General features: G+C 71.4%; 10 protein-coding genes. 2 read left to right on the forward strand and 8 right to left on the reverse strand.

The genetic code is table 11. The features are described from left to right. Positions 1–549: 549 nt before the first annotated feature. From BM290_RS46660 to BM290_RS46685, 6 genes are all read right to left on the reverse strand, one after another. Positions 550–753 (reverse strand): hypothetical protein, encoded by a 204-nt coding sequence (locus tag BM290_RS46660; RefSeq protein WP_093622463.1) that lies wholly within the window; start codon positions 751–753, stop codon positions 550–552. Positions 754–918: 165 nt separating this feature from the next. Continuing rightward, positions 919–3,546 (reverse strand): VIT domain-containing protein, encoded by a 2,628-nt coding sequence (locus tag BM290_RS46665; RefSeq protein WP_093622464.1) that lies wholly within the window; start codon positions 3,544–3,546, stop codon positions 919–921. Continuing rightward, a complete protein-coding gene (locus BM290_RS46670; protein ID WP_239144153.1) occupies positions 3,543–4,220 on the reverse strand; it encodes a MerR family transcriptional regulator in 678 nt (225 codons plus the stop codon). The genes BM290_RS46665 and BM290_RS46670 overlap by 4 nt, the downstream gene beginning before the upstream one ends. Before the next feature lie 109 nt (positions 4,221–4,329). Continuing rightward, entirely contained in the window at positions 4,330–6,348 is a 2,019-nt protein-coding gene (locus tag BM290_RS46675) for a M6 family metallopeptidase (RefSeq protein ID WP_239144152.1), read from the reverse strand. A gap of 108 nt (positions 6,349–6,456) precedes the next feature. Further along, positions 6,457–7,242: an ABC transporter permease gene (locus BM290_RS46680; RefSeq protein WP_093622467.1), complete on the reverse strand. Its 786-nt coding sequence runs from the start codon at positions 7,240–7,242 to the stop codon at positions 6,457–6,459. Beyond that, entirely contained in the window at positions 7,239–8,138 is a 900-nt protein-coding gene (locus BM290_RS46685; RefSeq protein WP_093622468.1) for an ABC transporter ATP-binding protein, read from the reverse strand. Before BM290_RS46685 ends, BM290_RS46680 begins: the two co-directional genes overlap by 4 nt. Before the next feature lie 137 nt (positions 8,139–8,275). Between BM290_RS46685 and BM290_RS46690 the strand changes: the two genes are divergently transcribed. Further along, positions 8,276–9,514: a sensor histidine kinase gene (locus BM290_RS46690; RefSeq protein WP_093622472.1), complete on the forward strand. Its 1,239-nt coding sequence runs from the start codon at positions 8,276–8,278 to the stop codon at positions 9,512–9,514. Positions 9,515–9,600: 86 nt separating this feature from the next. Further along, positions 9,601–10,266 (forward strand): response regulator, encoded by a 666-nt coding sequence (locus BM290_RS46695; protein ID WP_093622469.1) that lies wholly within the window; start codon positions 9,601–9,603, stop codon positions 10,264–10,266. Positions 10,267–10,269: 3 nt separating this feature from the next. On the opposite strand, the gene BM290_RS46700 is transcribed toward BM290_RS46695, so the two are convergent. After that, the gene (locus tag BM290_RS46700) at positions 10,270–11,286 is read right to left on the reverse strand and encodes a S66 family peptidase (protein WP_093622470.1); all 1,017 of its coding nucleotides are present in this window, start codon (positions 11,284–11,286) and stop codon (positions 10,270–10,272) included. Positions 11,287–11,317: 31 nt separating this feature from the next. Continuing rightward, complete coding sequence (locus tag BM290_RS46705) at positions 11,318–11,584, reverse strand: hypothetical protein (protein ID WP_093622471.1); 267 nt, start codon at positions 11,582–11,584, stop codon at positions 11,318–11,320. Between the last annotated feature and the right edge of the window lie 96 nt (positions 11,585–11,680).

Raw genomic sequence — 11,680 nt, forward strand, 5'->3', positions numbered from 1 at the left:
TGCACGCCATGCTCCGCACCCGGACCCCCTACCAGCACAAACCGGCAGAGAACCTCGCCCTCGCCGCTTGACAGAACCCATAGGGACACCCCCCCCGGTTCTGCACCGGTGCCCCAACTTACCGTCATTCAGCGCCGGTGTGGGGACCGTTCGGTTGATGTTCATCGTTGTCCGCTTTCCGTGGACCGGCCCCACCACGTCCAACCAGCCCACACTCCCGGTCCCGCTCCGACACACCGCCCCGACCCTCGGGGCCCGGACCGCAACCCCAGCCGAAGGCCCCCGCCCGCCACCGGTCGGTGATCCGTCCACCTAATCGATCCGTTATCCGCAGCGTCGTGCGCACACCGCATCGCGGCAGCACCCAGCCACGCAAGCAAGCCGCGGCGTGCAGACCGACGTCGTGGCCTCGATCCCGCCGCGCCCGCCGACGGCGGTGTGTGCGCGCCGTTGTGCCGCTGCAGCACCCGGCCACGCCCGCGAGCAACAGCGTGGAAGTCGAGGTGTCCGCTGCAACACCCGGCTGCGCAGAGCACCGTAGGCATGCGGCTAGGACAGCGTCGCCGCGGTCCAGTCCCGCGAGCCACCGCCGGCGGCGAGGACGGACGTTGCCACCCCGTAGGACAGCGTCGTCGCAGTCCAGTTCCGCGAGCCACCGCTGGCGTCGAGGACGGACGGCGCCACCTCGTAGGACGGCGTCGCCGTGGTCCAGTTCCGCGAGCCACCGCCGGCGTCGAGGACGGACGGCGCCACCCCGACCGCGCCGCCGGGACGGTTGAGGACCCGTGCGTGGTAATGGCGGACAGGCCGGTGAGCACATCAGGGAGACACCAATCTGCGAAGGGTAAGAACGTGAGATCGGTGCCGCACGGCGCCGGCGGGCGGGCATGGCTCGCACGACCGCCGGCGCTGCTGACATCAGGATTTCCAGAAAGACCGCTTCGCCACGGTCTTCCCAGCGGCGAACTCCTCCAGGACTCGGATCGCGGCCGCCCACCTCTCCTCGAGCGGTGCGTCGCCTCGCAACAGTGCGACCAGCTCGTGAATCGGGTCGAGTGCGGTGTCGGCCACCGGCTCCAGCAGCACGGTGAGGCGGCTGACCAGGTCGTCCAGCAGATCGCGGCGGTCGAGGGCCGGCTGGCCCGCGGCTTCACGCAGCCGTGTGACCTCGACGGCGGCCAGCTCTCGCAACTCGTCGACGGTCAGGCCTTCCGTTGAGGCGAAACCTGGTGACTTCCCCCGAACGGGAGCGCCGGCGAAGCGGGAGCGCCGCATCATGCCGGCGAAGCCTTGCGGGGCCGGGCCGGAACCCGGGCCTGAGGCAGCCTGACCCGACCCGCCCGGAGCCGGCGGTGCGCCGGCACCCTGCGACGGTGGCGCTGACATGTCGGCGCGCCCGGCTCCACCGAACGAGGCTGGTTCCGCAGCGCCGGGCCAGGCGGCGTTGTCGGCCTCGGGCGCCGCCGCCGGGGGAGACGCTGACGTCACGGCCTGCTCGGCGAAGGTGTCTGGCACGGCCGCACGCTTGGCACGGGGTGGCACGAAACCGGGCCGGCTCGGCGTCGGAGCGCCGGGAATCGGTGCGGCCGGCGACATCGGTGGCACGCCGGCCGGCGCCGCGCTGACGGCGTCCGGGAACGGTGACGACGCGGCCAGGAAGTAGGACGCCGGAGCCGGGGCGGCGGCGGGTGTCTCCCACCCGGACGGCATCTCGACCGGCTGGGTGACCTTGCGGATGTCGCCGCCTTCGTTGACCACCCGTGCGTCGACCGCGACGAAAGCGGTGAACCGGCAGAGCACACCGAACCGCAGCGACGTGCCGACGATCTCGGTCTCCAGTGAGTGATCGCCGGACGCGTACGCATCCTCCAGGTCGCGCAGCCGGGCACGGGCCCACAGCGAGGGAACGGCCGGCTCGGAACGCTGCTGGACCGCGACGTCGGTCCGGAACTCCTGGTCATCGCGGGTACGGCCGGTGACGGTGAATGCTCCACCGGCGGGGCCGGTGTAACGCCCGGTGATCACGAGCGGCACCCCGGGGTAGAGGCCTGGCAGGCGCGCGGGGGTGCGTGTGCCGTCGATGGGCGTGAACCCGTCACCGGTGACGGCGAGCGCGGTGACGACCGGCGCGCCGATCCGCCGGTGAATGTGCTCCATCGCCTCGTCGAGGCGGTCCTCGCTCTCCACCAGTTCGGCACGGCCGGCGCCGATCGCGGCGAGACGGCCGAGGAATCCGGCGTTGACCGCACGATCGATGCCGACGGTGTGCACCCGGATCGTGCCGATCAGCGGGGCCACCTGCTTGACGATCTGGTCCTCGTTGCCGACCTGGCCGTCGGTCACCAGGACCAGCACCCGGTCACGGCCGGGGCTGTCGGCAAGCAGCGCCAGACCGGCGGTCAACGGGCTGAGCAACTCGGTGCCGCCGCGTGCGTCGGCCCGGGCCAGGTGCTCCACGGCCCGGTAGCGATGCCGGTCGGTGGCCTCGGACAGCCCCGAGCCGAGGCCGGCGGGCCGGTCGACCTCGTGGTCGAAGGTGAGCACGGCGAACCGGTCGTCAGCGGTCAGCGTGTCGATGACGCGTGCCGCGGCGCGGCGGGCGGCCACCATCTTCCAGCCGCCCATGCTGCCGGAACGGTCGAGCAGGAGCACCACGTCTTTCGGGCGCGGCGCGGCGGCGGGCGCCGGCGGCAGCACCACGAGCTGGTAGGTGCCCTGCTCGCCGTCCTCGTCGGGCACCGCCACGGCGGACTCGCCGCCCGGGGCATACGCCAGGCGCAGCACGAAGTCGCGGTCGGCCCGCTCACCCGGCGCGATCCGGAGTGTCCCGCCCTGCTCGGTGACGGTGTGCAGGCTGGAGCGGATCTCGCCGAGCTCTAGCCCGGCCGGGTCGACATCCACCCCGATGGACAGGCGCAGCGGGTTGGGGAAGCCGGGCAGCAGGACCGGCGGCGAGATGCGCGAGGCGTCCGGCACGGCGTCGGTGTCCTGCTGCTGGCCATCGCCCGCGGAAGGGCCGGGCAGTGGCACGCCGGGCACGTACCGGGGCGCCACGACCAGCGGGAAGCGGAAGGTGGCGGCGCCGTCCTCGTAGGCCAGCGGGCCGATCAGCTTCAACTGCACGGTGACCCGCTCGCCGGGAAGGATGTTGCCGACCCGCATGGTGAACACGTCGGGCCGCTCCTCCTCGGCGATGGAGGCTCGCTGACCGGCGGCGATCGCCTGGTCGTAGCGCTCGCGGGCGGCGCCGCGCTCGTGCAGCTCGGCGGTGACGACCCGGTCGGCCGCGGTCATCGTCATGCCGGTGACCGCGGCGCGGTCGGGCAGGGGGAAGACATACGTGGCTTCCAGTGCGGTGTCGTGGGTGTTGACGAACTCGGTGGTCAGCTCGGTGCGCACGAGCAGGCCGCTGATGGCGGCACGCACGTCGAGACCGTCCAGCGGGAGGTTGCCACGGTCGGTGAGCAGCGTGCCGAAGCCCGCACCGGGAACCTGGCGGTGACGCTCCAGCTCTGCCGACCCCATCGGGTTCACGGAAATGATCATGAGGTTCTCCCATCGGTGAGCCCGCGGGACGCGAGCAGGTCGAGCAGAGGACGGGCTGCCGCGGCGATGTCGTCGCGGTCGAGGTCGGCGGTGTGGCGGGGCAGCAGCAGAATCACCCCGTCACCGAGGGGGACACCGGTGATCAGAGGCAGCATCGGCGGTCGCCGGACGTCCAGCGCCTCCAGAACGGCGGCCAACTCGCGGCGTGTGGCGCCACTGGCCGGCTCCTGGTCCAGGTCATCGGTGTCGGTGTCGGTGTCGGCGGCGGGTGCGTAGGCGTCGACGGAGAGCGGGTCCGCGGCGGCGGGGGCTGCCTTCCAGAACGGCGCCCGCGACGCCGGCGGTGAGGGCGGCGGCTCGTCGGAGATCAGCACCCGGTCGGGCACCCGGGCGACCGCCGCGAGGGTCTCCTCGGAGGCGCCGCCCAGCTCCTCCTGAATCTCGGCCAGCGTGCGCCCGGCCGCCTGCCGCCGCTTGATCGCCACGAGCTGCAGGAGATGACGCGGCCCGTAGAGGACCGTGCGCCCACGCGTGCCGAGTGGCCGGTCGACCAGGCCGATCGTCGTATACCACCGGATCGACCTGCGGTCGGGCACCTCCCGGACGCGGCCGTTGGGGGCGCCCGGGTACTCCGCGGCGAGTGCCGCGCTCACCCGCTCGACCAACTGCTCCATCGTCCACATGATTAGACAATGACACTGTCACCGTGACACTGTCAATGCCGGAAAGCTGATCTGCCCGCCACCCATGGCGCGGTGGCGGGCAGATCGGCGAGGCGCGGGTCTATGCGGCGGGCTGATAGGGCTTGCCGTCGACCGTGAGGGTGTAGGGGGCGTATTGCGTGACCGTTCCGGTGGGCTCGTCGTAGGCGACGATCGCCACCACCTTCGGATAGTGGCGCAGCCTGGCGTAACGGGTCAGCGGGACCACCCGGGCCCGGCCGTCGGCCAGGCCCACCAGGGTCACCTGCCAATGGTGCACCGGGATCGGATGGATCTCGGTGGGCGACTTCCAGCCGTCGAGGCTGTTCCCGCCGACGGCGGCGCCGCCCACCTTGACGTCCTTGATGTGCCACCCGCCGATGCTCACGGCGCTGTCACTGACGTAGCGGAAACCCAGGAGCACGGACTTCCCGGCGTACGGCTTGAGGTCATAGGAGAGAGCGACGTCGGCGGCCTCGCCGGTGATCGCCTCGCCGAGCGGCCCCTGGATGGTGCGGTCGCCCTTGACCATCTGATAGGTCTCGCCGCCGTCCGCCGACACTGTCACGTATCCGTAGTCGAACTTGTCCTCGAGGCCGTAGGTGCTGGTGAACCGCAGGACCGGGTCGGCGGCCGGCACGTCGACCTGCCGGACCGCCGTGGAGTCGGTGTCCGGGGTGTTGCCGGAGAAGATCATGCCGGAGTCCAGCGTCCAGGCCAGCGGCACCGCCGGCAGCGACGGCGCGCCCTCGAAACCGACCGTCTGCCACCCGGCCGGCAGCCGTAGGTAGTCTGCGCCGTTGGGCGGCGCGCCGGGCCGGCCGTAGGCGGACGGATTGTCCAGGTTCACCGTGGATCGCAGGCTGGCCGAGGTCACCCGCTGCCGGGGCACGCCCCTGACCACGCCGTGCGGGCCGCCGGCCACCTTGTCGATCAGCGTCATCACCTGGAAGTCGTGGAGGACGTCGTGCAGGCTCGCGCCCTTCGGCAGCGCGGCCGCGACCGCGTCCAGCCCGTGGTTCTCCTTGTCGAGGTGGAGCTTGGTGAGCAGCTTCGCGCCGAACCGATCGTGGAGGTAGAGCATCAGCTGATAGGTGATGCCGTAATCGGCGAGGATCTCGTCCGGTTCCCCTTCGGACCACAGGTTCGGAGAGTTGGCGGGCCCTCCGCACTCACGCGGGTTCGGGTTGTAGAGGGTCTTGACGTTGCCGAAACCCTGGAAGCAGAGCAGATGATTGTCGAAGCCGCGATGCCGTACCCCCACGTCGGTCCGGCTGTAGCCGGTGAGTTTCTGGGCGTAGTCGGCCATGCCTTCGCTGATCCACACCTCCTCGTCCGGGTCGGTGTAATAGGTGAGCAGGTGCTGCCACTCGTGGGCGAAGGTCGACTCGTACATGCGGGGCCGCGCCGGGCGGCTCACGCACGGATCGTCGGCCGGCTCGTGCTTCGGGTCGGCTCCGGTCCGGTGCGCCCAGTCGTAGGCGTCGATCGTGATCACGTTCCGGTCGAAGAGTTCGTTGAGCTGTTCGGAGAAGAAGCCGGCGATGTAGGTGAGCCGTTTCGGGAAGTCGAAGAAATTGTCGTCGCGGATGTTGTCGACCAGTGTGACGGTGCGGTTGCCGGCTCCGGTGAAGTCCCCGGGCAGCCCCGGGTTGGTGCCGCTGCGGTCCGGCGGGGTGCTGAAGGCCTCGGTCTCGCGGGGAAAGATCACCTGGTCGAACTCGTGGATCAGCGAGGTGACCTGGCCGTCGGTTACCTCGGTGGCGTTCTTCCGGCAGTCCTTCTCCGGAAAGGCCAGATCGTTGGCCACCCACACCTCGATGTGCTCGCCGACGCCACGCAGGGTGTAGTCCTTGCGGTAGACGTCGCCGTCGATCGAGTTGAGCCCGGCCCAGCTGCGCACCGTGCCGACCTCGGGGGTCTCCACGGCGCTGCGGGCGCTGGGCCGGGGCTCATAGGTCGAGGTGGGGAGCGGCTCACCCTCGAAGGTGAGCCGGTCCAGGTCGGGCTCGACGGTCTCCCCTTTGAACGAGTGCGCCGAGATGCTCGGCTCCGGAGGCGGAATCGTCGGTGGCGCGGCCGGCGCCGGGCCAGCGAACAACGGGATGCAAGCGGTTATTGCCGCGAAGCTGGCAAATAGGGTACGCATCACATATCGGGACGCTACCGCTGATCGCCGGATCGTGACGCCAACACCGGCCGTTGTGGATCAGGAAACCTCCCGGCGGAGCACCCGTGCCGCCCCCAGGACCAGCGGAAGGACGACCCAGACCCCGACCGAGACGCCCAGCCGTGCCCACTCACCGGAGGTCATGTCCGCCTCCGTCATCGCCTGCGAGGTCACGTTGAGGTCCAGCCACTTCGACGCGTCGGACAGCGCCCGGATGCTGCCGCCCAGGACCGACCACACCGTCGGCAGCGCGAAATAGATGACGATCGCCAGCGGAGTGTTCAGCAGCAGGGCGCCGAACGCGTTGCCCATCAGCACGAAGATCACCTGGAGCAGCAGGCTCTGCCAGATCAGCGACGAGTCGACACTCCACGAGCCGTCGCCGCCCACCGCCGGCGCGATCAGGTTGGCGCCCGCGGCCAGGATCGCCGTGGCGGCCGTCGCGGCGACCGCGATCAGCGCGCCCGCCGCCACCTTCGCCAGCAGCACCCGGGCCCGTGCCGGCACCAGGGTGAAGGTCGCCAGAGCGGTCCGTTGCGACCACTCGCTGGTCACCGAGAGGATCCCCAGCACCGGCAGCAGCACCGCCGACGGCATCAGCCCGAACGTGTACAGCGCGGTGAACGTGATCTCGCTGTCATCGGCCCAGCCCAGCAGGATCGCCGACGTCGCCACCGTGGCGAGGCCGATCACGATCAACAGCCACATCCCGGCCCGGGTGTCGGCGAGCTTGCGCAGCTCGACCAGGGTCAGCCGGGCCATCGGCACCGGTGCCGCGGCAGCCGCCGGCACAGTGGTCGCCGTGACGTCAGTGGTGGCGGTCATCGGTTCGCCCCTTCCGGCTCGGCGCCCGCGGTCAGGCGCAGGAACATCTCCTCGAGGCCCCCGGCGCCGGCCGGTCGCAGCTCCAGCAGCACCACCCCGGCAGCGGCGGCGGCCTGGCCGATGGTCTGCGGATCCGACGGCACCAGGACGCTGCCGTCGGCCGACCGGGTGCCGGTCAGCCCCATCCGCTGCAACAGGTCCTCCAACGCCGTGGGATCGGTGGTCCGGACCATCGTGCCGGCCGCGCCGAGCAGCTCCTCCTTGTCACCCTGGGTGAGGATCCGGCCGTTGCCGATCACCACCAGCCGGTCGGCGACCACCTCCACCTCCCGCAGCAGGTGCGAGGAGAGAAGGACAGTGCCGCCCCGGTCGGCGAAACCGCGCAGCAACCCCCGCATCCAGTGGATGCCCTCCGGATCCAGACCGTTCGCCGGCTCGTCCAGCACCAGCACCGCCGGATCGCCGATCATCGCGTACGCCAGACCCAGCCGCTGCCGCATGCCCAGCGAATACGCCCGCACCCGCCGCTTCGCCGCCCTGTCGTCCAGCCCGACCCGCGCCAGCAGCCCCGGCACCCGTGCCGTGTCCAGCCCCAACGTGATCGCCGCCAGCGCCAGCACCTCCCGCCCGGTGCGGCCGGCGTGCTGAGCCGACGCATCGAGCAGCACTCCGATGTGCCGCCCCGGATTGCCGAGCCGCCGGTACGGCACGCCGGACACCGTCGCCCGGCCGGACGTCGGCGGCGTCAGACCGCAGATCATCCGCAGCGTCGTGGACTTCCCCGCGCCGTTCGGACCGAGGAAACCCGTCACCGTGCCCGGCGCACAGGTGAACGACACGTCGTCGACGGCGCGCTGTGGCCCGTACGTCTTGGTCAGGTTCTCAACCGCAATCATGCGACCCAGCGTGTGCCAGAAGCGGCAGCCGCCGCGTCGGCCAAGAGTCGATGCCGCGAAACCTTGGTCTATCTCAAGCATCGACTTTGGTCGGTACCGGGCGGCGGTCGCCCGCCCGTACAGTCGATCGCGTGGAGATGTCGTCGCCGGAGTATCGCTGGCTGTGGCCGTCCGCGCTCGCCGCGGACCCGGCCGGGCCGCTCGGTGCGCGCCGGTCCACCCGCGACTGGGTGGTCGACAGCCTCTGCTTCCTGCTCGGCATCGGCTGCACCGTGTGGATCACCGTCGAGCTGCTCGATCCGGGCTCCTCGACGACCCAGGCGTGGGGGCCCGTCCCCAGGTGGCTCGTCATCGCCGACGCGTCGGCCGGCGTGATCGGCGCGCTCGGCCTCTGGTGGCGGCGGCGGTTCCTGGCCCTGCTCGCCGTCTACCTCGTGCTGCTGACGACGTTCTCGCTGGCCAGCGCCGTGACCGTGCTGATCGTGGTGTTCACCGTGGGGGTGCACCGGCGGTTCGCGGTGCTGGCCGGCTATGTCGCGGCGATCCTCGCCGCCAACGCCGTCTTCCCCCTGCTGCGCCCGGATTCCGGGGTCGGCTATGTGGAGGCGTTCGCCTGGGGCGCGTCGACGACGGTGATGGCTGCGCTGTGGGGCATGCTCGTGCGTGGCCGCCGGCAGCTCATCGTCACCTGGCGTGACCGGGCCGAGCGGGCCGAGGCCGAGCAGCGTCTGCGGGTCGCCCAGGCCCGCGTGCTCGAGCGGACCAGGATCGCCCGCGAGATGCACGACGTCCTCGCCCACCGCATCTCCCTGCTCAGCCTGCACGCGGGCGCTCTCGAGTTCCGGCCGGGAGCGCCACCGGAGGAGATCGCCGGAGCGGCCGCGGTGGTGCGCTCCAGCGCCCACCAGGCGCTGCAGGACCTGCGAGCGGTGATCGGCGTGCTGCGCACCGGCCAGCCGGAGGACGAGCAGGCTCCGGAACGCCCGCAACCCACCCTCAGCGCGTTGCCGGCGCTCGCCGACGAGTCCCGGTCGGCAGGCATCCGGGTCCGGCTCGAGATCGCCCCCGCACCCGAGACCGTGCCCGCGGCGACCGGCCGCGCGGCGTACCGGATCGTGCAGGAGGGCCTCACCAACGCCCGCAAGCATGCGCCCGGAGCCGCCGTGCGCGTCGCCGTCGGCGGCGCGGCCGGCGACGGCCTGACCATCGAGGTCCGCAACCCGATGCCGCTCACCGTTCCGGCCCGGCCCATCCCCGGCACCGGCATGGGACTGATCGGCCTCACCGAACGGGCCCATCTCGCCGGCGGCCGGCTGGACCACGGGCGCGTCGACGACGACTTCGTGCTCCACGCCTGGCTGCCATGGCCACCCTGACCGCCGGCAGCGCGACAGAGACGGCGGCCGGCCGAGCGACGGGAGGACACGAGTGTGATGACGATGTGCCGGCGAAGAGGGACGGGATGACCGCGGTTCGGGTGTTGATCGTGGATGATGATCCGCTGGTGCGGGCAGGGCTCTCGATGATCCTGTCCGGCGACGGCGATATGAGCGTGGTCGGCCAGGCCGCCGACGGGTCCGAGGTCCCACAGGCGGTCGCCCGGCATCAGCCGGACGTGGTGCTCATGGACATCCGCATGCCCGGCGTCGACGGGCTGGCCGCCACCGAGGCGCTGCGAGGCCGGCCGGGCGCCCCCGAGGTGCTGGTGCTCACCACGTTCGACGCGGACGAGTTCGTGCTGCGGGCGCTCCGGGCCGGGGCCGCCGGGTTCCTGCTCAAGGACACCCCACCCGGCCAGATCCGCGATGCGGTGCTGCGTGTCGCACAGGGCGAGGCCGCGCTGTCGCCCAGCATCACCCGGCAGTTGATCGCGCACGTCGCTGCCGGTTCGTCACCGGGCCCCGACCCCGACCGGGGCCGCGCCCACGCCATGCTGGCCCGGCTGAGCGCCCGGGAACGGGAGGTCGCCCTCGCCGTCGCGCAGGGCCGCTCGAACGCGGAGATCTCCACCGAGCTGCACATGTCGGTGGCCACGGTGAAGGCCCACGTCTCCCGGGTGCTCACCAAGCTCGACCTGAACAACCGGGTACAGGTGGCGCTGCTCGTCCACGACGCGGGCCTCGCCTGATGATCAGCCCAGAGTCTGAGTGATCTCCGCGCGATCGGCGGTGAGCAGAAGCCGGCCGCGGGCCCCATTGACCAGGGGGAGGTAGGGAGCGACATGCCCGCACTCGACATCAGCGACGATCGGCACGCCCAGACCGCCCAGCGCGTCGAGGACCGCCTCGGTCTGGGTCAGGGCGCCGGTCGGCGGCGCGGCGGTCCGGCCCACGATGACAGCCGTCGCGTTGTCGAAGAAGCCGTTCAGGCGCATCCCGTGCAGGTTCCGGCAGATCGTCGCCGCATCGTCACCGGCGGCCTCGACATAGACGAGCGCCCCGTCCGGGGCGAAACCCGACGTGTCGGCGTAACGGGTGCCGGCCAGATTGCACAGCGTCTCGATGCACCCGCCGATCAGCCGGCCCTCGACGTCCACGTCGCCCGGCCCGTCCAGCCTGGTCCAGCCACCCACGGCGTCCAGGTCGAACTCGGCGACCTCCGGGTTCGTCCGGTAATCGACCCACCCCTTGTCGCGGTAACGGCCGGGCGAGGTCTGGGTGAACGAGTCCCCGGGCGCCATCGCCACGATGTCCAGCCAGGACAACAGGCCGGCGGGCGGACGGTACGGGGTGTCCATCAGGTTGTTGCCGTGCACCGTGGCCACCCCGGTGAGCAGCGTCAGCGGTGTGATGACAGTGGCCATGTCGGAGTATCCGACGAGCCACGTCGGCTCGGCCGCACCGATGGCGTCCCAGTCGAGCAGCGGCATCAGATCGATCGCGGTCTCCCCGCCCCACGGCGGCACCACGGCCTTGATCGCCGGGTCGGTCAGCATCCGGGTGAGCTCGGCGGCGCGCTGGGCGGCCGGAGCGCTCACGTGCCGGGCGCCGTCCATGCACTCCCCGACGACGACCCGGTAACCACGGCTCTGCACGGTGTCGACGGCGACCTGCAGGCGGGCCCGCATGCTCTCGTCCACCCCGCTGGACGGCGAGGTGACACCGACGAGATCGCCGGGACGCAACGGTGCGGGATACCTGATCGTCATTTCACGGATCATGGCACAGGTGGTCGCGCACTCATTCGAACAGGGAGTGCTTGCGGCCGCCCTCGGCCCGCGCTCGTGCCCGGCGGCGCAGCTGGATCACCACGATGTCGGCGGCAGCGGCCACCGACCAGGCGGCGAGCAGCCATCCGGGCACGGTCCATCCGCCCCGGAACAGCAGCGCCGCCAGGATCGCGCACACGACCATGCCGAACAGTGCCAGGACCAGCCGCAGGTTGAGCGGGCTGTAGGGCTCCTCGACAGTGCCGCGACGACCGCGAGGTTGCGCTCCGAGTGGCATGCAGGGTCATTGCGTGTTCGGGTAGCTGCTGGTCACGGCCGTGATGAGGTCGTTTGAACGGCGGTCGGCGCGTCGGTTGGCGCGGGCGATGTTGGT

The sequence above is a fragment of the Actinoplanes philippinensis genome (assembly GCF_900113015.1).
Classification (GTDB): domain Bacteria; phylum Actinomycetota; class Actinomycetes; order Mycobacteriales; family Micromonosporaceae; genus Actinoplanes; species Actinoplanes philippinensis.